This is a genomic window from Acinetobacter septicus, from assembly GCF_019355975.1.
Lineage (GTDB): Bacteria > Pseudomonadota > Gammaproteobacteria > Pseudomonadales > Moraxellaceae > Acinetobacter > Acinetobacter ursingii.
The window spans coordinates 1332703-1357642 of record NZ_CP079898.1 but is presented as its reverse complement, the minus strand read 5'-3'; the positions used below and the strand labels follow the sequence as shown (position 1 = coordinate 1357642).

The following is a 24940-nucleotide window of genomic DNA, read 5'->3' as shown; positions in this document are numbered from 1 at the left end:
TAACAGTATGGCGAGTTCTGCGCTTATTTTTGGTATTTTAATTAATGTTGCCATTTTATTGGTGTTCTTCCGCTTTTTAATGCAGTTGACAGGGGTAAGTCCTTATAACCCTGTAGTTTTATCAACGGTCAAAGCGACTAAAATTGTGGATATTTTTAGTCGTATTTTTCCGACAGTGGCAAAAGGTCGTGTCAATCTAGCGGCATTGGCACTTTTAATCGTGTTGTACCTGCTCAAAATTTTTGGGGTGATGTATCTTTCTGGTGCGATGCCAAATAGCCCGATCCATTTGTTGATTTTAACTTTTGTGACCATGATTCAGGATTTAATCCGTTTCTGCCGTTATTTGATTTTTGCTACGATTATTTTGAGTTGGGTCGTGATGTTTACTCAATCACGTTCTCCGTATATTGAAGTGATTCAGGAATTGGCTGAACCTTTGCTTGCACCATTTCGTCGATTATTGCCGAATATGGGCATGATTGATCTTTCTCCAATTATTGCATTTTTAGCTTTATATATTGCTGAAATCTTAATGAATGAAGTTGCAAAAATTTTACTGACTGGATTGTAAAATTGATGTGGTTTTAAATGAATAAAACTTAGATAAAACAAAGGCCGAATCAATCGGCCTTTGTTTTATCTGGATTTTCTCTAAAGATTAATGTGCTTCTTCCCAGTTCAATCCTTTACCGACTTCAACCACTAAAGGCACTGAAATTTCAACCACCGATTGCATGGTTTCAGCCAACTTTGGAGCCAGTTCATCTGCCAAATCAGCATCGACTTCAAATACCAATTCATCGTGGACTTGAAGTAATAATACGGCCTGATCCTTTGGCAGCATTTTATCCACTTCAATCATCGCAAGTTTAATGATATCCGCCGCGCTGCCTTGCAATGGCGCATTAATCGCGGCACGTTCTGCACCTTTACGCACCATCATATTTCGGGCATCAATGTCTGGCGTATATAAACGACGACCTAAAATGGTCTCTACAAAGCCTTGTTCTAAAGCCACCTGACGGGTACGTTGCATATATTCATAAATACCCGGATAGCGATGGAAGTATTGTTTAATGTAGTTTTGTGATTCTTCACGGGTAAAACCCAATTGACGAATCAAACCAAATTCGGACATTCCATACAGCAAGCCAAAGTTAACAGCTTTGGCTTGGCGGCGCTGATCATGGGTGACTTCTTCTAGCGGAATGTTCAATACTTCGGCGGCGGTACGGCGGTGTACATCCTGACCGTGTTTAAATGCATCGAGTAAAGCTTCATCTTGAGAAAAATGTGCCATTAAACGTAATTCGATTTGTGAATAATCGGCAGCCAATAATACGCGACCTTCAGGAGCGATAAAGGCTTTGCGAATTTGACGACCAATTTCTCCACGAATGGGAATATTTTGTAGGTTCGGATCTGAAGAAGATAAACGACCAGTGGCAGTCAATGCCTGATGATAACTGGTATGCACTCGATGCGTTTCGTTGTGTGATTGCTCGACCAAACGATCGGTATAGGTGTTTTTCAACTTCGATAAAGTACGGTGTTCTAAGATCACTTCTGCAATCGGATGCTCGACTTTCTCAAGAATACTTTCCCCTGTACTGTGCTGACCTGTTGCGGTTTTTTTGCCGCCTTTTAGCCCCATTTTATCAAATAAAATTTCACCCACTTGTTTAGGGGAGCTGACGTTAAAGGTTTCGCCTGCCAATTCAATTGCCTGATTTTCCAGACCTTGAATAGTTTCAGTAAATTCGAGGCTGAGTTGATCCAAAAAGGCATGATCAAGTTTAATGCCAGCTTCTTCCATACCCGTGAGGATAGATGCCACAGGCATTTCGATGTGATACAGAATATTTTCAAGCTCAGGTGAAGCTTTTAGTTTTTTTGCCAACACTTCATATAAGCGATAGGTGACATGTGCATCTTCGGCAGCATAATGTGCAGCAACTTCAATTTCGATCTGATTAAAGGTTTTTTGTTTTGCGCCTTTTCCTGCAATTTGTTCAAAAGTTGTGGTCAAGTGACTTAGGTAGACTCGCGCTACATCATCCATACCATGACGTGTGGCGACTGAGTTCAACACATAAGAGGCCAGCATGGTATCAAAATACCAACCTTTAAGGTCAATGCCATGATTAGCAAAAATATGTGCATCGTATTTAAGGTGATGTCCAATTTTCTGGACTGAATCATCTTCCAGAATGGGCTTCATTTGTGCCAATATTTGCTCACGATCAAGTTGCTGTGGCGCGCCTTCATAATCATGGGATAGTGGAATGTAATAAGCATCATGAGCATCAAAAGCGATAGAGAAACCGACCATTTCGGCAACACGATAGTCCAGACTGGTGGTTTCTGTATCAATGGCAAAACGTTTCTCAGTCTGTAAACGCTTGAATAAATTGTCCCATGCATCTTGGGTGAGAATCGTATGATAATTGGCAGCACCGAGCTGATCATCATCACTGGTCATGCTAGATTGATCTTCTGTTTCAGTAGGTTGCGCACTTTCAGCTTTAGCGATTTCTTTGTTGGCTTCTTTATAGCTGTTGCTGACAGGATTATTAGGATGATCTAAAGATTGCAACTGATTTCTAAATTCGAGTTCGGTATAGAGATTACGTAAGCTATCGACATGTGGCTCACGTAGTTTTAAATCATCCCATGTTAGACCTAAGTCCAGATCGCAGACGATACTCGCAAGTTGATGATCAATGGCAATACCATCGACATTGTCTTTAATGCTCTGGCCAACTTTACCTTTGATTTGATCAACATTTTCTAAAATGCCACCGATCGAGCCATATTCCGTTAGCAGTTTAGCTGCGGTTTTAGCGCCAATGCCTGGTACCCCCATAATGCCATCTGAGGCATCACCCATCAGCGTTAGGTAATCAATGATCTGGTTCGGCCATACGCCAAACTTATCAAAAACCCCTTGAATATCCATCGGTTTATCTTTGAAACTATCTTCAAGCGTGACTTTTTCATTGACCAGTTGCGCCATGTCTTTATCACCAGTCGAAATTAAGACTTGATGACCTTCTTTTTCTGCATGTTTCGCCAACGTCCCAATAATATCATCGGCTTCTGCACCCGGTAGCATGTATAAAGGAATGCCTAACGCTTTAATTAAGGCATGCAAATATGGAATTTGCTGTGCCAACTCATCGGGCATGCTTGGGCGGTCGCCCTTATAAATAGGCGAAAGTTCATGTCGGAAAGTCGGTTCTGGGGTATCAAAAATTACCGCCATATGCGTGGGCTGAGTGCGGCGCATCAGTTTTTGAATGGCAGAAATCGCACCACGTATTGCATTGGTTTGTAATCCTGTTGAGGTCGTCAACGGTGGGAGTGCATGAAAGGCACGAAATAAAAAATAAGACCCATCAACCAAAACAAATGGTGGCATTGAATACTTCCTTACGAACGATTGGGTCTTATTCTACGTGAAAATGAAGCAAAATGTAGAACTTCGCCTTTAGGGACGGTGGCTAAATATACGCAGATGTTTTGATGAGGTAAGATAGCTTTAAAATAACTGAGTTTGTTTTTTTAATATGTATAAAAATGATAAGTATTACCCCACGATAATCATCATTATTCTTACTGTCGCTTTATTGGTTGCACTTGCTTTTGAGATCAAAAATGCAGTGGCCGTTGTTATTGTACTTTTGATCTTTTTTATCGTACAACAATTCACAGCTTTTGAACGCCGTATTCAACAGCTTGAACAGCAATATCAAATGACTGCATCTGTTGGTCATTTATATTTACCGCAATGGGCTATATATCTTGGAACTTTAATTGCTCTTGCAGGTTACTATTTGCACAGTGGTTCGGCTATTTTAGTTGGAAGTGGATTAGTGTTGTTTAGTCTGATTCAGATGTTAAGTTCGATGAATGAGCGTCTAAAGAATCTTGAAAACCATAAAAAGATACAACAAACATCACTGAGTTCTGATGTTGAACCAATTGAATTGAATCATTTGGAGCAATCGGAAACTCCTGTGTGGTTCCAATCTCAAAGTGATACACCGGTATTGTCAAGCCTAGAGAATGATCCGACTCATGATGCTCTTGCTGTAGATCCACCATCTAAAAAACGGGCATGGTGGCAACCAGCACTGGATTGGCTGATGCATGGTAATCCAATTTTACGAGTTGCGATTGCGATTTTAATGATTGGGGTGGTGTTGTTATTGCGTTTTGCCAGCGAACATTGGCAACTCAGTTTGAGTATAAAATTATTGGGAATCGCCATTACAGGCGGTGCATTGACTGTATTTGGCTACTATTTGAGAAAAAAGAACGCATTATTTGCAGTTGCTTTGCAAGGCGCAGGTCTGGCAATTATTTTCCTAACTTTAATTTTTGCGCATCATTATGCGGTGATTGCAAATTTAAGCATCGCAAGTGTTGGCTTTGCTGTTTTGTTGCTTATTACGGTCGCTTTGAGCTTAAAACAAAATGCGGTTTATCTATCGATGCTTGCATTAAGTATGGCTTATCTTGCACCTTTATTGATTCCACAATCGCATCCAGATAGTGTCTTTTTATTGAGTTACTATTTGATGATTAATCTGGCTGTGGCCGCGATGAATTTTATCAAGCCATGGAAAATACTCAATAAAATTGCTTTTTTCGCGTCAGGATTACTTGCGGGCAGTGTCATTGTTCTCTATGCAAATCCAGCACAATATCATACGCTTGATCTTATTTTGTGGCTGCATATCGCCTTGTTTATCTGGCTGAGTGTACGTTATAGCCAACTGATTCAGAAAGAATATCGCTCTTTAAAAGATCAGTCTTTAAATGATTCTTCCTTAAACCATCAATCCAATATTCAACTTCCACCATTGGTCGATGTCGGTTTGATTTTTAGTGTGCCGATTTTAGGATTTTCCTTACATGCTTTTTTAGTGCAACAGTCAAGTCTAGCACTGACTCTGGGGGCAGCACTTCTGGGGGGAACTTATGCTGCTTTGGGCTGGTGGATTAAACAAAAACAATCTGAATTATCAATTTTAGCCAAAAGTTTTTTTATTTTAGCGGTGGCATTTATTGCGCTGATTTTCCCGTTATATCAAGGGGCGCACTGGACAGCAATTGGTTGGGTGGTGCAAGGGACAGCTTTAATTGTTTGGGGTGTTTCTGAGCGGTATCGATTGAGTCGTTATCTGGGGATATTTTTAGTCGTACTCAGTTCTGTTGTCCTATTTTATCAAGTCTGGTCAGATGACCATTTTCCTGTGTTAAGCACCAGTATCTATGCGATTTCACAATTCATTTCGGCATATTTTTTATTTCGAGATCCATCCTCTCGACAGGATTCATCAGTCATTGCCAGTTTATTTTTGAGTCTGGCTTTATATTCAGGTGCAGTGGCAGGTGTCGAGTATTTTACATGGCACGGGCAGGGCTTAAGCCCTTATTTGGCGATCGCCGCAGTTTTATATTTTGGCTTTACTGGAGTGATGTATTTACGCGCACGTTTGGATTGGCAGTTTCCGCAGTTGATGATTCTGAGTATTTTTATCGGCTTGTGTTTCGTAGAGCTGATTCAACAGGGACTATTCACACATTTTGATTGGATTGCTTCGTTACAGCAAATGAGCTTTTTCATTGTAGCAACCACTTTGGCATTGCTCTTGATTGGTATTCAAAAAATCCAGCAAATTGATTCGAAGTTTAATGCTTGGTGGGCAGCTTTACTTTGGCTAAGTTTGGCGACAATAGGTCCAGCACTTTGGCCAGATGCTGCATTGCTTTCTTTCGCTGTGATTCCTGTCTTATATAGCATTTGGCTGTTTAAGCGAAAAAATGACCTTATGCTAGATCAGTTTTCAGTTTGGGCACTGACTTGGTTTTGGTTGTTAATAGTCAGTTTAAGTGATCAGGTTTTTGTCGCTTATTATTTACCGATCTTCAATCCTGTAGATTTACTGTGCTTAAGTTTGTTATCTGGATTATTGTGGATGGTTTATCATCATAATTTTACCGCTTCATTTAAAACATTAGAATGGTTTTCTAAAGTGGTCAGCATTCTGATTGCCTTGGTGGTGTTTAGCAGTATTGTCGTTCGGGCCTTACATATGTATTTGGCGACACCTCTTTGGGGCTGGACAATTTGGTCGAATGGTACGGTACAACTTAGCTTAACTTTACTTTGGGTAATTTTGGCTTTCGTGCTCATGACTTTTTCAAGTCAGCGTCAAATCCGTCAGCTTTGGTTTGTTGGGGCAGCATTACTTGCTATTGTGGTGATTAAGCTAGTGGTACTTGATTTGTCGCAGAGTGGAACCTTAACTCGTGTGGTTTCATTTATTGGTGCTGGAGGTATCATGTTGGTCATTGCTTATCTGGCGCCATTGCCACCAGCACAATCAAATAAGGAAAGCATTGAGCGTTAAATTTTAAAGCTTATGGATATACTATTTTAGCGGGTGGCAAACCACCCTTGTTAAGTCACCTAAAGTTTTGGTTCTCGTTTCAGTTCCTGTGTATTGGCATAGGAGTCAATGTCATCTTCTGTTAAAGGCGTTGTTGGTGGACGATCAACAAAGCCCATCTTCGGTACAGGAATCTCAATTTGATTTTCCAAAAAGCCATTACGAATACGTTCTTGCAATTCATCGCGAGTTTTTAAATACAACTCTTGACGGCACCAGACTGAAAATAACAGCTCAATTGAAGATTCACGAAAGGCGGTGACAGTCACCTCAGGTTTGGGGTCATCTAATGCCAAAGGATATCTGGATGCAACCTCAAGAAGAACCTTGCGCACTTTCATGATGTCTTCCTGAAAGTTAATGGCGAGGGTAATCGGAATACGTCGTATTGGATACTTGGACATATTCATGACGGGAGCTCGAATCAATTGTTCATTGGGTAAACGTACATAGACATTATCCAATGTCAGTAATTTGACCGAAAGTAAATCGATCGAAATCACTTGTCCTTCAATGGTATGACCACGAATTAAGGTAATTTGAATGGTATCTCCGACCTCAAATGAACCTTCACCAATCAGGAACAAACCGCTAATCAAGTTACTGGCTGAGGTTTGTGAAGCAAAACCCAAAGCGACAGTTAAAATTCCGGCTGCGCCTAAAAATACGCTGAGTTTAAAGCCTGCTTCTTTCAGGCTAGCCATCACAAAAATAATAAAAATAAAGTAGAAAATCCCGCGTCGCCAAACCATTCGTTGGTGTGCATTGAAGCGCATGCCTACGGTTCGGATAAACGTATTTGAAACCAAGCGGGCAAAAATAAAGCCAATTAAACATAGAACAACAGCGACCAGAATCTCACTCAGTCGATCCAGATTAATATTGGTAAAAATCCCTTTGAGGCTGACAGCGACATCTTTGGGGATATTGGAATCTGCCATAATGCCTCCTTAGAAAAATGAATCAAACATGTTAAACAATGCACCGCCTGGCGAACGTGGTGGATGTACATAAGTGACTTCACCAGCCAATGGGGGAGTACGATTTTCTAGACGAATACGCGGTGGACGATCTGAACCTTCGTGTATGACTTTAATTTGAGATGTCCATAAGCGATTAGTGCTTTCACTATAAAATAAAGGCAAAGCAGACACAGGCACATTCATACGATCAAAACGTAATTGTTGGCTACTGGTGTTATGAAATTCAACAGGGGTAACGGCTCGAAATGCGCGGGGTTTAAGTAGATTTAAATCGGTGCGACCATCAACCGCTGTGGCATAACACATTTCCCCAGTACGATGATCAGGGCCAAACCAGGTATCTTTGGGGCGAATCACTGGAAGATCAAAAATGGGTTCTCTCTGATTTTCAACAAAGCCTGCAATCCATAATGGCGTACTAATATAAAGTGTTCCGCGTTCACCTGCTGGAATATAAATGGGATCGACGGGTTTGATAACCACAGAACGATCTGCCAAACGTGGCATCAGTTGAAATTCATTATGGGTGTTGCGAAACATATAGCGTTCAATTTTTGCCCCTTGTGGAAAGGCAAAATGTGGATCTGCAATTCTCTGCCATTGTTGTTCATAGTCATGTTGGTATTGTGGACGATAATACTCCAGTCGCCATTCATTAATTCCGCGTGTCAAACGAAAGAGCAATGATCCAAACTGCCATGCTTTAGATTCGCTGAGTTCAAATTTCTGTTCACCCCACCATTTTAAATTGGTTTGCTCGGGTTCGAGATGATCGTATTGCTGTTGTTCCAAGTTAAAAAATTCCTCTGGTGAGTTTGTAAAAACAGACTTCACGCTGTAGTACGCTTAGAGTACACTCAAAACTCTATTTTTGATCATTATAAATTTGTGATGCAAATACTTAAACAAATACAAATTCCATATAGTTTTGCGAAACGTCATGGCGTTTTGTTGCGTTATGAAGGGGATCAAGTCTTTATTGTACGCCGTCAAAATACAGAGTGGATTGCCTTGCAGGAAGCAAGACGGATCGTAGGGAAACCAGCTCAACATCAAATTTGCGATGATCAGAGTTTTAATGCATTACTGAGTTCAAGTTATGCAGGCGATACAGGGGAATCGCAACAAGTTGCCGCGGGGCTTGAAGACCACCCAGATTTATTAAGTTTGGCAGATCAGGTGCCAGAAGCTGAAGATTTGATGGATCAGGAAGATGATGCGCCGATTGTCAGGTTGATTAATGCACTTTTGTCTGAAGCCATTCGGGTCAATGCGTCAGATATTCATATCGAATCTTTTGAAAAAAAACTTTCAGTGCGTTTGCGCGTCGATGGTCAACTGCGTGAAATTGTACAGCCGCGCCGTGAACTTGCGCCTTTATTAGTTTCACGTATCAAAGTTATGGCAAAATTGGATATTGCCGAGAAACGTATTCCTCAGGATGGTCGTATTTCGTTGCGTTTAGCGGGTCGAGAAGTGGATGTGCGGGTCTCAACTTTACCCTCATCACATGGCGAACGTGTGGTGATGCGGTTACTGGATAAACAGGCAGGACGTTTAAACATGACCCATTTGGGACTGATGTCAAACGATTACGAACGCTTGACGCATTTGGTACACCGACCCCATGGCATCATTTTAGTCACAGGGCCGACAGGTTCAGGTAAGACCACGACTTTATATGCGGCGCTTTCTGATTTAAATGACAATACTCGCAATATTTTGACTGCTGAAGATCCTATTGAATATCAGTTAGAAGGGATTGGGCAAACTCAGGTCAATACCAAAGTGGATATGACCTTTGCCCGTGCTTTAAAAGCCATGTTGCGTCAAGATCCCGATGTCGTGATGGTCGGAGAAATCCGCGATCTGGAAACAGCTGAAATTGCTGTACAAGCCTCATTGACAGGGCATTTGGTTTTATCTACGTTGCATACCAATACTGCAATTGGTGCAGTCACTCGTCTAAAAGATATGGGAATTGAACCTTTTCTTCTATCAAGTTCCTTAATTGGGGTAATCGCTCAGCGTTTGGTCCGGACCTTATGTTCACATTGCGCGACTTGGCGCGAAGCAGATGATTTTGAGCGTCAATTATTTCAGCATATTAGTGCTGAAGAAAACTTAAAACTACCAGAGCCTCAAGGTTGTGAGCATTGTTCACATTTAGGTTTTACTGGGCGAACTGCTATTTATGAAATTGTCCCTGTAGATGACCAAATGCGCCGTTTCATTCACGGCAATGCTGCTGAATTTGAACTAGAGCGCTACGCTCGTCAATATTCAGGTTCAATTCGTGATGATGGTTTAAGAAAAGTATTGGCGGGGAAAACCACATTGGAAGAAGTATTACGTGTGACCAATCAAGCTGAAGAATAGCGAACAAAATTTTAAAATTTAAAAAGCACAAAGCACCGATTAAGGTGCTTTGTGCTATGCATGAGAGGGAGTATGCATTGGGGGTGATATTGAAAGCCTATTCTTTAGCTAATTGTCTAGCAGTCAATTTTATGATGGCTTATCTCATCAAAAAACTATCCTGAAAACTAGCCCTGAAAACGACAGTGCTAATGGCTTCAATATCAAAATCTATTTAACGATTTATTTCCTTTAACTCAGTACATTCACCTTTAGAAGCATTGTTTATCATGGCAAATGCTTATCATTGTTTAGGTATGAATAAACCTATCATGATGACTGAGTACTGCTTAAATAAATTGTATGATATTAATTTGTGCTTAAATATATAGTATGCGATTTAAATAATTTAGCAAGATGATATTCAAAATATTTTTAAATTTTATTTGTTATGCATAAGTAGATTATTGCGTAAAATCTGTAATTGATCTTTGAGTGCTAACAGCTGATCTAAATCACAGGATGTCGTGCTAATGACTTTTTCAGGAACTTCGAGTGCTTTTTTTTGCAGATTAATCCCTGAATCAGTCAAGGTAATAATCACTTGTCGTTCATCCTGAGACGAGCGTTGACGTTGAATCAGTTGATGTGATTCCAGTTTTTTTAAAAGCGGAGTTAAGGTGGAGGATTCTAAAAATAAACGCGCGCCTATTTCAGAAACGGTCACCTGATCTTTTTCCCACAATACGAGCATCACCAGATATTGAGGATACGTTAGCCCTAAGGATGCTAGAACTTTTCGATAAATCTGATGAAATGCAAGATTCGTAGAATAAATCATAAAGCACAACTGATTATCTAGTTGTAAACCCGATGAATCTTGTTGCATAAAAATTCTTCAATACAAAAAAGATGCGATATTGGATTATAGCTTTAAATAAATGATTTCAGTAATAAAAAAATATGATGTATCAAAAAGAAATTAAACGTCGATGCTGCATCAGTGGCATAGATGCTCGAATTTGATCCTGTTCTTTGGCATCGAATTCAATTGTGATGAGTCCTGCGCCTTCATCTTGGATCATCTGCAAAAGCTGTCCACGACTATTGGTTGCTCCTGTATGCCCCCAAGTTTGACGCTTTTCACCATGCCAGCCTTGTTGCGCTGCACCCAATACATCACATTGAGTATCCATTGCACGAGCTTGTAATAAAAGCTGCCAATGCATTTGACCTGTCGTATAAGTAAAAGCCGCTGGAGCAGTTAAAATGCGTGCACCTTGCGCTCGAAGAGTTAATGCCAGTTCTGGAAAACGAAGATCATAACAGACCATCATCCCGATATTGCCAAACGGTGTTTTGGCGACCACAGGCTGATCACCGGGTTCAAAAAACTTGGATTCCTGATACCCTCCGACAGCATCACCCACTTGCACATCAAACAAATGAATTTTGTCATAACGTGCCTGTGTCCCTTCAGGACTGATACATAAGCTGACTGTACGTACACGTCCATCTTGAATGATCGATCCATCAGGACGAAATGGGCAGGGCAATGTCCCTGCAATAATCCAAATATGATATTGATGTGCCAGTTGTTCTAAACGCTGCTGGATATGTTCAAATTGTGCTGCTGTTTCATGCTGTTTCCCCGCAGCAAAACAGACAAAATTTTCAGGAAATACGATCAACTCTGCATGTTGCGCTTTACTCTGTTGAATCAAAGACTCGATCATACGAAAATTATCGTCGATCTCATTTTGAGAATTCATTTGTGCAACAGAGAGTAAAGTCATATGCCAATTTTATCCTGAAAATATCTGGAGGTTAAGCGTTTTGCTTAGCAGATACTTGATCCATTGTATCTTGTTCTTTTTGTAGTTGTTTGACTAAAGGCTCAAACATATTTTGGTTATTTTCGTTTAGTTGCATCAGGGTTTTATGTGCATCAAGTACTGTTTTAAGCATGGTGTTATGTGTAATTTCTTCTTCACATAATTCACGCGTACACACTTGTGGTTCTTTACAATAATTCAAGATAACAAAAACCTGCCCTAGCCCCATGCTATTGGCCAGAGTCGTAATATCCGGATTGGTTGATAACATGACTGCCTGAATATGATGGATCTGCTTCAGTTTTAGACCTAGCTTTGCCAATATTCCAAGAACCGTACTATCAATAAAAGTTGTTTCAGTTAAATCGACAATTGCACCAACCACATTTTGCTGTTGTTCAATTCGATTTAGAAGTTTGTCTAGACTTATGCAAGACTGGGCGCGTACTTCACCAATAAGTTTGAAAATATGCGTTCCATTCAAGCTTGCATATTCAACATGACCTGTTGACATATAAATGCCATTTTCAGAGAAGGATTGCAAAATTATCACATAGGGCGCTTAGATACTCAAGTATCTAACAGTCGTATAAAGAATACTAAAAAGACATGCTATTGATTATGCTGCTAATTCAGTCGACAAAGACTTAGGATTGCAATGTCATCAGCAACATGTTCAGGGGCTTGAAAAGACTGTTTTTGTAAATGATCAACCAATTGAGCAAACTGTTCATTTAGTCCACCATCAAAAGGTTCGAGTGCACCGTCTGAACAAATAATAAACCGAGTCTGACGATTTAAGGTAAATTCGAATTCTTCAATATCCAGATCATCCGTTAAACCCAGAGGAAAACTACTGGTGTTTAAAATTTTAGGCGATTGATTAGGTTCAAAAATAATCGGAGGCGGGTAGTGACCAGCACTTGACCAGCGAATTTGATGGGTGTGTAGATTTAAAATACCTGCCACCATCGTAATATGCTTTTCGATATTTTCCTGTAACAGCATTCCATTGAGTTTTTTAATTAACTCTCGTGGCGTTTTAGAACGTCCATGAAAAGCCGCCATCCATGAAGTGAGTAAACTACTGGTGACCCCATGTCCAGAAACATCGGCTAAATAAAATAATACTTCTTTATCATTAAGCTTCCAGTAATCATACCAGTCACCTGATAAATACGCAGAAGGCTGAAAAAAAGTTTCAATTTTATAGTCGAGTAAATCGAGGGTATTGGGCAGGAGTTTCTTCTGCAATTCAGCCGCAGCAGGTAGATCACGACTATCTTGATTACGCTTATATTGAGCATCAATCTGCAATAAAGCTTCTACAGGGTTTTGCGGCAATTTTCCCCAAATCCAACCTGCAAGTGCACCAAGTTGCCAAGCTTGAGCAAGGGCTGCACCTTCGTCTTCACGTGCAATAACTACGGTAGGTAGTGCCCACTGGTATTGTAAAAAATCCTGAACATCTGCAATCGCGATAATCGTAGGGTCATATAATTCCAGATCATCTATGTGAATGACTTGTAGGCTCGGTAGCTCATCAAGGGCTTTATCTAAATGAGGGACTGAACGTGTCGGTTGAATAAAATACATAGACGATTAAATGGAACCTTATTAATAATCACATTTACTATAATAGATGTACTATAGAAATCAAAAGATTGCTAGAAAAACTCAATCTCTAACAATCTTAAATGAATACATTATGTAAGCTAAAGCTTAATTTTGATCACCTGAATCATCTGATTCATCATCGATAAACTGGATTTGTTCTGTGGAATTGCCTTTTTTCTCTGCAATCTGGAAGTTTTTACGCTGTAAGTATAGATCACGAATGACTGCATACTTGTCGCCTTGCAAAATTTGCTCAATATCGAGAACTTGCGCACGAGTATCAATCGCTTGCAACATATTGGTCGACCAATATAAACCGTCTTGATCATCCATAATATATTTTTGTGGACGTGCTTGACTATCTACAGCAAGTCCAAAACCATCACGTAACGTACTTGGACCAAAGAACGGTAACATCAAAAATGGCCCAGATGGAACACCATAATACCCAAGTGTTACCCCAAAACTTTCTTCTTCAGCGGGTAAGCCTAAGCGACGTGCTGGATCGGCTAAGCCCAAGGTTGTTAACGTATTAATCGTAAAACGGCCAAATGTTTTTGCTGCACGAGAAGGTCGACCCTGAATTAACTGATTTACAGCATTCCACGGTTCGCCTAAATTTTTACGAAACTGGCGATAAGAACCACGAACTTGTTCAGGTGTTTTTTGGGTATATTGAACAGCGATCGGACGCACAATAGTTCGATCTAAAGCATCATTAAAAGCATAAAATTGACGATTAAGTGGCTGTAAAGGATCTTTAACTTGATCAGGCTGTGCAGCATTCGCATTTACCTTGAAATCACTGGCCTTAACATTTTTAAGATCGTCTTTGATTTCCTTTAACTTCTGAAATCGTGCACGGTGTTCAGGCGTATCAGATTCAGGAATAGACGAGTCTTCTGTAGCATCAGTCACCACATCATTTGTACTCTCTTGAGCAAAAAGGTGAAAAGACATGCCAGTTGAAAGAAGTCCAATAAAGACGAGTTTTGAGTAATGCATAAGAATCCTTAGTCGCCTCTTGCGGCAAGATTTTATACCATTCTATATAAAGATGGTTCTATTGAATAATAGGATCATAGCTGTTATTAAAACAAAACTGGGTAAAAAATGTTATAAAAAAGATAAAAAGATTAAAAACCGATCAAACACTCAAAATATTAAATAAAAGGACTTGCGTTGGTTGTGGAATGCTGTAGAATGCGCACTCATCGGCGGTGATTCGGATAAAAACTTGTTGAAAAACAGGGTGTTGGTTGGGTCTTGAGGGATTTGATTGGTATTTTAGTTGAGTAGATTGAGTTTTAAAAATATCTAAATTGCCTGTTGACTTTTAAGAGATTGAGAGTAATATAGCCGACCTAGCTTGATGCTGACGAAGCATGAAGAAGATCATTAAGAATATAGAAGAACAACTTGTGTGGATTTTTACTAATTGATTGATCGAAATATTATCATTGATTGATTGGTTTAAATTACTCGAAGTTTATTTGAGAGAATTTGTCAGTAATTGATGAGCCAGAATTGGCGTCTTGTCTTAACTAAGACGCGAAATGATTTTAACTGAAGAGTTTGATCATGGCTCAGATTGAACGCTGGCGGCAGGCTTAACACATGCAAGTCGAGCGGAGATGAGGTGCTTGCACCTTATCTTAGCGGCGGACGGGTGAGTAATACTTAGGAATCTGGCTATTAGTGGGGGACAACATTTCGAAAGGGATGCTAATACCGCATACGTCCTACGGGAGAAAGCAGGGGATCTTCGGACCTTGCGCTAATAGATGAGCCTAAGTCGGATTAGCTAGTTGGTGGGGTAAAGGCCTACCAAGGCGACGATCTGTAGCGGGTCTGAGAGGATGATCCGCCACACTGGGACTGAGACACGGCCCAGACTCCTACGGGAGGCAGCAGTGGGGAATATTGGACAATGGGGGGAACCCTGATCCAGCCATGCCGCGTGTGTGAAGAAGGCCTTATGGTTGTAAAGCACTTTAAGCGAGGAGGAGGGTACTGGTATTAATACTACCAGCTACTGGACGTTACTCGCAGAATAAGCACCGGCTAACTCTGTGCCAGCAGCCGCGGTAATACAGAGGGTGCGAGCGTTAATCGGATTTACTGGGCGTAAAGCGTGCGTAGGCGGCTAATTGAGTCGGATGTGAAATCCCCGAGCTTAACTTGGGAATTGCATTCGATACTGGTTAGCTAGAGTGTGGGAGAGGATGGTAGAATTCCAGGTGTAGCGGTGAAATGCGTAGAGATCTGGAGGAATACCGATGGCGAAGGCAGCCATCTGGCCTAACACTGACGCTGAGGTACGAAAGCATGGGGAGCAAACAGGATTAGATACCCTGGTAGTCCATGCCGTAAACGATGTCTACTAGCCGTTGGTCTCTTTGAGGGATTAGTGGCGCAGCTAACGCGATAAGTAGACCGCCTGGGGAGTACGGTCGCAAGACTAAAACTCAAATGAATTGACGGGGGCCCGCACAAGCGGTGGAGCATGTGGTTTAATTCGATGCAACGCGAAGAACCTTACCTGGTCTTGACATAGTAAGAACTTTCCAGAGATGGATTGGTGCCTTCGGGAGCTTACATACAGGTGCTGCATGGCTGTCGTCAGCTCGTGTCGTGAGATGTTGGGTTAAGTCCCGCAACGAGCGCAACCCTTTTCCTTATTTGCCAGCACTTTGGGTGGGAACTTTAAGGATACTGCCAGTGACAAACTGGAGGAAGGCGGGGACGACGTCAAGTCATCATGGCCCTTACGACCAGGGCTACACACGTGCTACAATGGTCGGTACAAAGGGTTGCTACCTAGCGATAGGATGCTAATCTCAAAAAGCCGATCGTAGTCCGGATTGGAGTCTGCAACTCGACTCCATGAAGTCGGAATCGCTAGTAATCGCGGATCAGAATGCCGCGGTGAATACGTTCCCGGGCCTTGTACACACCGCCCGTCACACCATGGGAGTTTGTTGCACCAGAAGTGGATAGTCTAACTGCAAAGAGGACGTTCACCACGGTGTGGCCGATGACTGGGGTGAAGTCGTAACAAGGTAGCCGTAGGGGAACCTGCGGCTGGATCACCTCCTTAACGAAAAGATTGGTTGATTGGTAAGAATCCACAACAAGTTGTTCTTCTGGTATCTGAATGAAAGATAGAAAAGGAACGAGTTTTCTCTTTTAATTTCAGAGATAAGTCATGCACTACGCGCTGCGCTTGTCTTGCGAAATAAAAAAAGAGATTATTAATCTCTTTTTTTATTTCTCAGGGTCTGTAGCTCAGTTGGTTAGAGCACACGCTTGATAAGCGTGGGGTCACAAGTTCAAGTCTTGTCAGACCCACCACTGCACAAGCTAAGCGCAGATGACAGATACTTAAATGATATAAGCTGGGGACTTAGCTTAGTTGGTAGAGCGCCTGCTTTGCACGCAGGAGGTCAGGAGTTCGACTCTCCTAGTCTCCACCAAATTTCAAGAACAGAAAACTTAAAGCATCGCTTTAAGGATTTTCCTTGAAATTTAAGCAAGAAGCTATGCTTCGCGCAGTATCTGATCGAACACGAAAGTGAAAGAAAAGATGATTATAGAGCTTAGTAAATATAATGATTTATTAAGCTCTGTGATTAATCACAGTTTAATGTAGCTGACGAGGTTACATTAATTCATTAACAGATTGAGAATTGAGTCTGAAATAAATTGTTCACTCAATAACAAAGAGAGAAGAAGTCATTCTGATCTTAGAGTTAATTGAGAACTAGCAAATTAACTGAATCAAGCGTTTTGGTATATGAATTTAGATTGAAGCTGTACGGTGCTTAAATGCACAGTACTTCAAACTGTAATGTTGGTAATACTACTTGTAGGTATTAACGACTGTTTGGGGTTGTATAGTCAAGTAATTAAGTGCATGTGGTGGATGCCTTGGCAGTCAGAGGCGAAGAAAGACGTGATAGCCTGCGAAAAGCTCCGGGGAGGCGGCAAATATCCATTGATCCGGAGATGTCTGAATGGGGGAACCCACCTACTATAAGGTAGGTATCAATAACTGAATACATAGGTTATTGAAGCGAACGAGGGGAAGTGAAACATCTCAGTACCCTTAGGAAAAGAAATCAATTGAGATTCCCTTAGTAGCGGCGAGCGAACGGGGATCAGCCCATTAAGTGATGTGTGTTTTAGCGGAACGCTCTGGGAAGTGCGACCGTAGAGGGTGATAGTCCCGTACACGAAAGGGCACACATCATGATGACGAGTAGGGCGAGGCACGTGAAACCTTGTCTGAATATGGGGGGACCATCCTCCAAGGCTAAATACTCCTGACTGACCGATAGTGAACCAGTACCGTGAGGGAAAGGCGAAAAGAACCCCTGTGAGGGGAGTGAAATAGATCCTGAAACCGCATGCATACAAGCAGTGGGAGCCGACTTGTTCGGTGACTGCGTACCTTTTGTATAATGGGTCAGCGACTTACATTCAGTAGCAAGGTTAACCGCATAGGGGAGCCGTAGAGAAATCGAGTCTTAATAGGGCGAATAGTTGCTGGGTGTAGACCCGAAACCAGGCGATCTATCCATGAGCAGGTTGAAGGTTGGGTAACACTAACTGGAGGACCGAACCCACTGTCGTTGAAAAGCCAGGGGATGACTTGTGGATAGGGGTGAAAGGCTAATCAAGCCTGGTGATAGCTGGTTCTCCCCGAAAGCTATTTAGGTAGCGCCTCGGACGAATACCATAGGGGGTAGAGCACTGTTTCGGCTAGGGGGTCATCCCGACTTACCAAACCGATGCAAACTCCGAATACCTATGAGTACTATCCGGGAGACAGACTGCGGGTGCTAACGTCCGTAGTCAAGAGGAAAACAATCCAGACCGCCAGCTAAGGCCCCAAAATCATAGTTAAGTGGGAAACGATGTGGGAAGGCATAGACAGCTAGGAGGTTGGCTTAGAAGCAGCCACCCTTTAAAGAAAGCGTAATAGCTCACTAGTCGAGTCGGCCTGCGCGGAAGATGTAACGGGGCTAAAACTATGTGCCGAAGCTGCGGATGTAACTTTAGAGTTACGTGGTAGGGGAGCGTTCTGTAAGCCGAAGAAGGTGTATTGAGAAGTATGCTGGAGGTATCAGAAGTGCGAATGCTGACGTGAGTAACGACAAAACGGGTGAAAAACCCGTTCGCCGAAAGACCAAGGGTTCCAGTCCAACGTTAATCGGGGCTGGGTGAGTCGACCCCTAAGGCGAGGCCGAAAGGCGTAGTCGATGGGAAATGGGTTAATATTCCCATACTTCTGTGTAATGCGATGAGAGGACGGAGAAGGTTAAGTCAGCCTGGCGTTGGTAGTCCAGGTGGAAGACAGTAGGCATGCATCTTAGGCAAATCCGGGGTGCTCTATGCTGAGAGTCGATATCAAGCTGTACTTGTACAGTGAAGTGGCTGATACCATACTTCCAAGAAAAGTCTCTAAGCTTCAGTTACACAGGAATCGTACCCGAAACCGACACAGGTGGTCAGGTCGAGTAGACCAAGGCGCTTGAGAGAACTCTGCTGAAGGAACTAGGCAAAATGGTACCGTAACTTCGGGAGAAGGTACGCTGCTGAGGGTGATGGGACTAGCTCCCTGAGCGCTTGGCAGCCGCAGAAACCAGGCCGCTGCAACTGTTTATTAAAAACATAGCACTCTGCAAACACGAAAGTGGACGTATAGGGTGTGATGCCTGCCCGGTGCTGGAAGGTTAATTGATGGGGTTAGCGTAAGCGAAGCTCTTGATCGAAGCCCCAGTAAACGGCGGCCGTAACTATAACGGTCCTAAGGTAGCGAAATTCCTTGTCGGGTAAGTTCCGACCTGCACGAATGGCATAATGATGGCGGCGCTGTCTCCAGCAGAGGCTCAGTGAAATCGAAATCGCTGTGAAGATGCAGTGTACCCGCGGCTAGACGGAAAGACCCCGTGAACCTTTACTGCAGCTTGACATTGAACTTTGACCTTACTTGTGTAGGATAGGTGGGAGGCTATGAAGATGTGACGCCAGTTGCATTGGAGCCATCCTTGAAATACCACCCTGGTAATGTTGAGGTTCTAACTCTGCCCCGTAATCCGGGGCGAGGACCATGTCTGGTGGGTAGTTTGACTGGGGCGGTCTCCTCCTAAAGAGTAACGGAGGAGTACGAAGGTGCGCTCAGCGTGGTCGGAAATCACGCGTAGAGTATAAAGGCAAAAGCGCGCTTAACTGCGAGACCCACAAGTCGAGCAGGTACGAAAGTAGGTCTTAGTGATCCGGTGGTTCTGTATGGAAGGGCCATCGCTCAACGGATAAAAGGTACTCTGGGGATAACAGGCTGATACCGCCCAAGAGTTCATATCGACGGCGGTGTTTGGCACCTCGATGTCGGCTCATCTCATCCTGGGGCTGAAGCAGGTCCCAAGGGTATGGCTGTTCGCCATTTAAAGAGGTACGCGAGCTGGGTTTAGAACGTCGTGAGACAGTTCGGTCCCTATCTACCGTGGGCGCTGGAAATTTGAGAGGATCTGCTCCTAGTACGAGAGGACCAGAGTGGACGAACCTCTGGTGTACCGGTTGTGACGCCAGTCGCATCGCCGGGTAGCTATGTTCGGAAGGGATAACCGCTGAAAGCATCTAAGCGGGAAGCCTACCTCAAGATAAGATTTCCCTGTGACTATATGTCACCTAAAGAGCCGTTCAAGACTAGGACGTTGATAGGTTGGATGTGGAAGCATAGTGATATGTGAAGCTGACCAATACTAATTGCTCGTGAGGCTTGACTATACAACACCCAAACAGTTGTTGTATTCAAGATAAATACGATACGAAAACTTGATTTAGTCAATAAACTAGTTACAATACCGACTCAATTTCCAATCCGTTAATAACTCTTTGGTTCGTAAGTAAGGCATACATTATTAAGTAATGTGAATAAGACCCCAAAGCACCACAACAGTTTGCTGGCGACAATAGCAAGAGTGAACCACCTGATCCCTTCCCGAACTCAGAAGTGAAACCTCTTCGCGCTGATGGTAGTGTGGCGTTAGCCATGTGAGAGTAAGTCATCGCCAGCTTTTAAATCTAAGGCACCCCCTGATCAAAAGATCAGGGGGTGTTTTTTATTGGGAAAAATTTATATAAATTAAAAATTGACTCATCAGGTTGATTAAACGTTATTGAATGATATAGTTTGAATAGGATATCGTTAAAACTTATGCTATAAATAGCATGTAGGCATATTTTTTGCTTGGCGGGCGTGATTAGGGTATCGATTTATGAAGCTATCTGTTGGATTGAAAGTTGCGAATAGTTTGTCGCTTACCCCTCAATTACAACAAGCAATTCGTTTATTGCAACTCTCGAGTCTTGAGCTTGAACAAGAAATTCAGATTCAACTGGATAGTAATCCGTTGCTTGAAAAAATAGAAGATGAAAGTAGCACAGAAAGCCTAACTCATTTAGAAAGCAATGATACTAATGATTTAACGCAAGATTTGAACGCTGATCATTTACCCAATGATCTTCCTGTCGATACCGATTGGGATGATGTCTATACGCATCAATCCACTGCTTTAGCATCGCCAGAATTTGAAGAGCGGGAAGATAATCGCCAAGCTCATCATACTTTAAAAGAACATATTTTAGAGCAAGTTAATTTATTGCATTTTTCTACAGTTGATAAATTAATTGCTTATTGCATTATTGATTGTCTGGATGATAAAGGTTTCCTTGATGCTGAAATTGAAGAAATTTTATTAGCAGCACAACATTTGCTGATAGAAGCAGACTATGATGAAGAAATAGAGCACGATGAAATTCTGGTGGTGCTTAAGCATATCCAGCGTCTTGATCCAGTTGGTGTCGCTTCAATGAATTTGGCTGAATGTTTAAAAATTCAATTAGAAATGATGGATATTCAAACAGCATTTCGTCGTGAAGCACTGAGTTTGTTACAGTGTTACGAGTTATTAATTGCCAATGACTTAAATAAGCTTTTGAAATCCACAGGCTTGAATATGAGTCAATTAAAAGAAGCAATTGGTTTATTAAAAACATTAAAACCTTATCCGGGTGCAGACTTTGAAAGTCAGGAGTCTGATTATCAAATTCCAGATGTGGTTGTAAATAAAAAAGATAATAGCTGGCAGGTGCAATTAAATCCTGATGTTTTACCTAAGCTAAGAATTAATTCTTTTTATTCAAATATGATTCGTCGAGCCGATCAGAGTGATGAAAATCTCTATTTACGTAATCAAATGCTGGAAGCTAAAAATTTTATTAAGAGTATTGATGAACGTCATAAAACATTATTAAAAGTTGCGACCTGTATTGTAGAACATCAGCGAGCTTTCTTTGAGATTGGTGCGGAAGGGATGAAACCGCTTGTATTGCGTGATGTGGCAGAAGAAGTGGAGTTGCACGAATCTACAGTTTCACGAGTGACCACCAATAAATATATGCTGACCCCACGTGGTTTATTTGAATTGAAATACTTTTTTTCAAGTCATGTGGGTACGACCTCAGGCGGTGAATGTTCTTCAACTGCAATTCGTGCCCGTATTAAAAAAATGATTTCAGTAGAAAATCCCCGTAAGCCTTTGTCTGATAATGCGATTGCGGAATTATTAAAAGAAGAGGGTATCGATGTGGCTCGTCGTACCGTGGCGAAATATCGAGAATCGTTACATATTCCTTCGTCATCTGAACGAAAAGTCTTGATCTGATTTTTAAAGTATGACTATTCTAGAGATTCATTGTTGCAAAATAATGAATCTTTTTTTTCACCAAAGGAGTAGCTGAAATGGTTTAATGATTGTGATGCAGAATTCTGTTTTGTCATTAGATCGGCTTGGCTATGACTTTATATCCTGAAAGAAGGTGAGGGATAGAATTATGCAAATAACAATTCGTGGACATCATTTAGTCATAACGCCTGCAATTGAGCAAAACATTAAAAGTAAGTTTGATCAACTGACTAAACATCTGGATCAGGTGAATAGTATGCAAGTGAAGCTTTCCAAAGACCATCAAATCGATAAAAGAACGCATAAAGGAAGTGCGAATCACATCGCGGAGGCGATTGTACGTTTGCCTGGCGTAGAACTTTTTGCTCAGGCTTCAGCCGATGATATGTATATGTCGATTAAAAAACTGAGTGAAAAATTAAAACGACAATTACAAAAACATCGCAAAATACAGTGTAATCATCAGCAACTCGTTGTTGATATTTAATTTTTATTTTCTGAAGAGGCTAACAATTAGCCTCTTTTTTTATTTATAAAATATGATCATGTGCTGAATTATATCGATGATTTATAGTAAAATAATGCGTTTTACGCCTAAGCTTGTATATGAGGTCTAGCAATGAATAGTGAGCAGCTCACTCAAATTTTACAAGAAGCTTTTCCAGATGCGGAAGTGGCTGTCACTGGTCAGGCGGGAAAATTTGACCTGCGTATTGTAGATGATCAATTTGAAGGTAAGCGCAGTGTTGCGCGTCAGCAAGCTGTTTATGCGCCTTTGAATTCTTATATTGCAAGTGGTGCCGTCCATGCGGTGACAATTCGGGCAATGACCAAAGCCGAATGGCGCAAAGCAAGCCTTTTCGGAGCATAATAATTAATGGATAAATTTTTAATTTCGGGTGGTACTAAGCTCGAAGGGGAAGTGCGCATTTCAGGTGCAAAAAATGCAGCTTTGCCCCTACTGGCTGCTATGATTTTAGCAGATTCTCCTATTACCTTGACCAATGTTCCAAATCTAAAAGATGTCAATACATTGGTGAAGTTAATTGCTGGTTTAGGTATTACCATGGAATATCAAGGTGATACGGTTAAGGCAGATACTTCGACTTTATCTAATCAGTTTGCACCATATGAATTGGTGAAAACCATGCGTGCTTCTATTCTGGTGTTGGGTCCTTTATTGGCACGTTATGGCAATGCACAAGTATCTTTGCCAGGTGGCTGTGCAATTGGCTCGCGCCCTGTCGATCAGCATTTGAAAGCTTTAGAAGCTCTAGGTGCGCACATCGAAGTTGAAAATGGCTATGTGCATGCCACGGTCGATGGGCGTTTAAAAGGCGCAGATATTACCTTTGATATGGTTACAGTCGGCGGGACTGAAAATATTCTGATGGCAGCAGTTTTAGCCGAGGGTGTGACCACACTACGCAATGCTGCACGAGAACCTGAGATTACCGACTTGGCTAATATGCTCGTGAAAATGGGCGCTAAAATTGATGGTATTGATACTGATACACTCATCATTACAGGTGTGGAAAGTTTGCATGGCTGCGAATATGCAGTCGTTGCAGATCGTATAGAAACAGGTTCTTATCTTGCGGCTGCTGCGATTACTGGCGGACGCGTGAAAACCACACATACCGATCCAAGTTTGCTTGAGTCAGTTCTTGAGAAATTTGAAGAAATGGGTGCAGAAGTGACCCGTGGTGATGATTGGATCGAGCTGGATATGCAAGGCAAACGTCCTAAAGCGGTGAGTTTTAGAACACTTCCTCATCCAGAATTTCCAACCGATATGCAGGCGCAGTTGATGGCGGTCAATGTGATTGGTCGTGGTTTTGCTACGATCTCAGAAACGATTTTTGAAAATCGTTTTATGCATGTACCTGAGCTTGCGCGTATGGGAGCCAACATTCAAGTTGAAGGGAACGATGCAGTGGTAACTGGTGTTGAAACCTTACAAGCCGCTCCTGTGATGGCAACGGATTTACGTGCATCTTTCTCTTTGGTCTTGGCAGCATTGGTTGCAGAGGGCGATACGCTGATTGACCGTATTTATCATATTGATCGCGGTTATGAAAATATTGAACAGAAATTGCAAAGTTTAGGCGCGAACATTAAGCGAGTCAGTTAATGAATGATATGAGAAACGATGATCTTAACTTTAACGTCATGGGAAATTTTGATCATGGTTTAACATTGGCACTCAGTAAAGGTCGAATTTTAAAAGAAACTCTGCCTTTACTGGAAGCAGCGGGCATAAATTTGCTTGAAGACCCAGAAAAGTCACGTAAATTAATTTTTCCAACGACACACAAGCAAGTGCGTATTTTAATTTTACGTGCTTCTGATGTGCCAACTTATGTTGAAAACGGTGCTGCCGATATTGGTGTCGCGGGTAAAGATGTGTTGATGGAACACGGTGCACAGCACGTTTATGAATTGCTTGATCTCAAAATAGCGAATTGTAAATTGATGACCGCTGGTAAAGTCGGCATGCAACGTCCACAAGGTCGCTTAAAAATCGCCACCAAATATGTCAATTTAACGCGTCAATACTATGCAAGCTTAGGTGAGCAAGTGGATGTGATTAAGCTCTACGGTTCGATGGAACTCGCGCCTTTAGTGGGTTTGGGTGATTATATTGTCGATGTGGTCGATACTGGAAATACTTTACGTGCCAATGGTTTAGAGCCATTGGACGAGATTATGAAAGTCTCTTCACGCTTGATTGTCAATAAAGCCAGCTTTAAGCGTAAACAGACTTTACTGGACCCGATCTTGTCGCAAGTCGAACAAGCAGTCAGTGATCGCCAATCTTAATTTTACTCCTTAAATGTCTTGTATTTCTGAACCGTCAATTTTTGGCGGTTTTTTATGGCTTGATCTTTATGAAGCAAGCGTAGAGAATAAAACCATAATTTTATTAT

16 protein-coding genes, 2 tRNA genes and 3 rRNA genes are annotated in these 24940 nt (G+C 41.8%); 13 read left to right on the top strand and 8 right to left on the bottom strand.

All coding sequences use genetic code 11. The annotated features are described in order from the left end of the window. Positions 1 to 7 precede the first annotated feature (7 nt). Positions 8 to 574 (top strand): YggT family protein, encoded by a 567-nt coding sequence (locus I6L31_RS06475; protein WP_005002519.1) that lies wholly within the window; start codon positions 8 to 10, stop codon positions 572 to 574. 87 nt (positions 575 to 661) lie between these two features. Here the strand turns inward: I6L31_RS06475 and polA are convergent, their stop codons facing one another. Further along, positions 662 to 3424, bottom strand: coding sequence for a DNA polymerase I (gene polA / locus I6L31_RS06470; RefSeq protein WP_005002520.1), 2763 nt, complete (start codon positions 3422 to 3424; stop codon positions 662 to 664). A 148-nt stretch (positions 3425 to 3572) separates the two neighbouring features. Between polA and I6L31_RS06465 the strand changes: the two genes are divergently transcribed. Further along, positions 3573 to 6425 (top strand): DUF2339 domain-containing protein, encoded by a 2853-nt coding sequence (locus I6L31_RS06465; RefSeq protein WP_005002521.1) that lies wholly within the window; start codon positions 3573 to 3575, stop codon positions 6423 to 6425. Positions 6426 to 6484: 59 nt separating this feature from the next. Here I6L31_RS06465 and I6L31_RS06460 read toward each other — a convergent pair whose 3' ends face one another. Both I6L31_RS06460 and I6L31_RS06455 read right to left on the bottom strand, forming a co-directional pair. After that, positions 6485 to 7405, bottom strand: coding sequence for a mechanosensitive ion channel family protein (locus I6L31_RS06460; protein WP_004994636.1), 921 nt, complete (start codon positions 7403 to 7405; stop codon positions 6485 to 6487). Between the two features lie 9 nt (positions 7406 to 7414). Beyond that, entirely contained in the window at positions 7415 to 8239 is an 825-nt protein-coding gene (locus tag I6L31_RS06455) for a hypothetical protein (RefSeq protein WP_004994631.1), read from the bottom strand. Between the two features lie 99 nt (positions 8240 to 8338). Here I6L31_RS06455 and gspE point away from each other — a divergent pair, with 99 nt between their 5' ends. Next, positions 8339 to 9826 (top strand): type II secretion system ATPase GspE, encoded by a 1488-nt coding sequence (gene gspE / locus I6L31_RS06450; RefSeq protein ID WP_004993069.1) that lies wholly within the window; start codon positions 8339 to 8341, stop codon positions 9824 to 9826. 421 nt (positions 9827 to 10247) lie between these two features. Here gspE and I6L31_RS06445 read toward each other — a convergent pair whose 3' ends face one another. The 5 genes from I6L31_RS06445 to I6L31_RS06425 all read right to left on the bottom strand — a co-directional run bounded on the left by I6L31_RS06445 (position 10248) and on the right by I6L31_RS06425 (position 14262). Continuing rightward, the gene (locus tag I6L31_RS06445) at positions 10248 to 10694 is read right to left on the bottom strand and encodes a MarR family winged helix-turn-helix transcriptional regulator (protein WP_004993071.1); all 447 of its coding nucleotides are present in this window, start codon (positions 10692 to 10694) and stop codon (positions 10248 to 10250) included. Between the two features lie 82 nt (positions 10695 to 10776). Further along, positions 10777 to 11601 carry a carbon-nitrogen hydrolase family protein gene (locus tag I6L31_RS06440; RefSeq protein WP_005002522.1) on the bottom strand — a complete coding sequence of 275 codons (825 nt, stop codon included), beginning with the start codon at positions 11599 to 11601 and terminating at the stop codon, positions 10777 to 10779. Positions 11602 to 11632: 31 nt separating this feature from the next. Further along, entirely contained in the window at positions 11633 to 12154 is a 522-nt protein-coding gene (gene gigB / locus I6L31_RS06435) for an anti-anti-sigma factor GigB (RefSeq protein ID WP_005002524.1), read from the bottom strand. A 113-nt stretch (positions 12155 to 12267) separates the two neighbouring features. Next, complete coding sequence (gene gigA / locus I6L31_RS06430) at positions 12268 to 13236, bottom strand: RsbU family protein phosphatase GigA (RefSeq protein WP_005002526.1); 969 nt, start codon at positions 13234 to 13236, stop codon at positions 12268 to 12270. Positions 13237 to 13362: 126 nt separating this feature from the next. Then, a complete protein-coding gene (locus tag I6L31_RS06425) occupies positions 13363 to 14262 on the bottom strand; it encodes an MlaA family lipoprotein (RefSeq protein ID WP_005002529.1) in 900 nt (299 codons plus the stop codon). 558 nt (positions 14263 to 14820) lie between these two features. On the opposite strand from I6L31_RS06425, the gene I6L31_RS06420 reads away from it, so the two are divergent. The 10 genes from I6L31_RS06420 to hisG all read left to right on the top strand — a co-directional run bounded on the left by I6L31_RS06420 (position 14821) and on the right by hisG (position 24833). Then, a 16S ribosomal RNA gene (locus I6L31_RS06420) occupies positions 14821 to 16357 on the top strand. Positions 16358 to 16534: 177 nt separating this feature from the next. Continuing rightward, positions 16535 to 16611, top strand: a tRNA-Ile gene (locus I6L31_RS06415). A 46-nt stretch (positions 16612 to 16657) separates the two neighbouring features. Continuing rightward, a tRNA-Ala gene (locus tag I6L31_RS06410) sits at positions 16658 to 16733 on the top strand. Positions 16734 to 17155: 422 nt separating this feature from the next. Further along, positions 17156 to 20049, top strand: a 23S ribosomal RNA gene (locus I6L31_RS06405). A gap of 175 nt (positions 20050 to 20224) precedes the next feature. Beyond that, positions 20225 to 20339 (top strand): 5S ribosomal RNA (gene rrf, locus I6L31_RS06400). Together the 16S, 23S and 5S rRNA genes with 2 tRNA genes alongside form the textbook arrangement of a ribosomal RNA operon. Positions 20340 to 20540: 201 nt before the next feature. Beyond that, entirely contained in the window at positions 20541 to 21989 is a 1449-nt protein-coding gene (locus I6L31_RS06395) for an RNA polymerase factor sigma-54 (protein ID WP_005005344.1), read from the top strand. A 169-nt stretch (positions 21990 to 22158) separates the two neighbouring features. Then, a complete protein-coding gene (gene hpf, locus I6L31_RS06390) occupies positions 22159 to 22497 on the top strand; it encodes a ribosome hibernation-promoting factor, HPF/YfiA family (protein WP_004987488.1) in 339 nt (112 codons plus the stop codon). Positions 22498 to 22629: 132 nt separating this feature from the next. Next, entirely contained in the window at positions 22630 to 22881 is a 252-nt protein-coding gene (ibaG, locus tag I6L31_RS06385) for a BolA family iron metabolism protein IbaG (protein ID WP_004987487.1), read from the top strand. Between the two features lie 6 nt (positions 22882 to 22887). After that, on the top strand, positions 22888 to 24144 hold the full coding sequence (murA, locus tag I6L31_RS06380; protein ID WP_004987486.1) for a UDP-N-acetylglucosamine 1-carboxyvinyltransferase: 1257 nt from the start codon (positions 22888 to 22890) through the stop codon (positions 24142 to 24144). Then, the gene (gene hisG, locus I6L31_RS06375; RefSeq protein WP_005005340.1) at positions 24144 to 24833 is read left to right on the top strand and encodes an ATP phosphoribosyltransferase; all 690 of its coding nucleotides are present in this window, start codon (positions 24144 to 24146) and stop codon (positions 24831 to 24833) included. Before murA ends, hisG begins: the two co-directional genes overlap by 1 nt. Positions 24834 to 24940: the final 107 nt, after the last annotated feature.

Bases quoted from the DNA above. Each gene is read 5' to 3' on its own strand.
- gspE (WP_004993069.1), top strand. From the start codon at position 8,339: ATGCAAATACTTAAACAAATACAAATTCCATATAGTTTTGCGAAACGT.
- I6L31_RS06475 (WP_005002519.1), top strand. From the start codon at position 8: ATGGCGAGTTCTGCGCTTATTTTTGGTATTTTAATTAATGTTGCCATT.
- I6L31_RS06460 (WP_004994636.1), bottom strand. From the start codon at position 7,405: ATGGCAGATTCCAATATCCCCAAAGATGTCGCTGTCAGCCTCAAAGGG.
- murA (WP_004987486.1), top strand. From the start codon at position 22,888: ATGGATAAATTTTTAATTTCGGGTGGTACTAAGCTCGAAGGGGAAGTG.
- I6L31_RS06425 (WP_005002529.1), bottom strand. From the start codon at position 14,262: ATGCATTACTCAAAACTCGTCTTTATTGGACTTCTTTCAACTGGCATG.
- I6L31_RS06445 (WP_004993071.1), bottom strand. From the start codon at position 10,694: ATGCAACAAGATTCATCGGGTTTACAACTAGATAATCAGTTGTGCTTT.
- I6L31_RS06465 (WP_005002521.1), top strand. From the start codon at position 3,573: ATGTATAAAAATGATAAGTATTACCCCACGATAATCATCATTATTCTT.
- hpf (WP_004987488.1), top strand. From the start codon at position 22,159: ATGCAAATAACAATTCGTGGACATCATTTAGTCATAACGCCTGCAATT.
- I6L31_RS06395 (WP_005005344.1), top strand. From the start codon at position 20,541: ATGAAGCTATCTGTTGGATTGAAAGTTGCGAATAGTTTGTCGCTTACC.
- hisG (WP_005005340.1), top strand. From the start codon at position 24,144: ATGAATGATATGAGAAACGATGATCTTAACTTTAACGTCATGGGAAAT.
- gigB (WP_005002524.1), bottom strand. From the start codon at position 12,154: ATGTCAACAGGTCATGTTGAATATGCAAGCTTGAATGGAACGCATATT.
- gigA (WP_005002526.1), bottom strand. From the start codon at position 13,236: ATGTATTTTATTCAACCGACACGTTCAGTCCCTCATTTAGATAAAGCC.
- polA (WP_005002520.1), bottom strand. From the start codon at position 3,424: ATGCCACCATTTGTTTTGGTTGATGGGTCTTATTTTTTATTTCGTGCC.
- ibaG (WP_004987487.1), top strand. From the start codon at position 22,630: ATGAATAGTGAGCAGCTCACTCAAATTTTACAAGAAGCTTTTCCAGAT.
- I6L31_RS06440 (WP_005002522.1), bottom strand. From the start codon at position 11,601: ATGACTTTACTCTCTGTTGCACAAATGAATTCTCAAAATGAGATCGAC.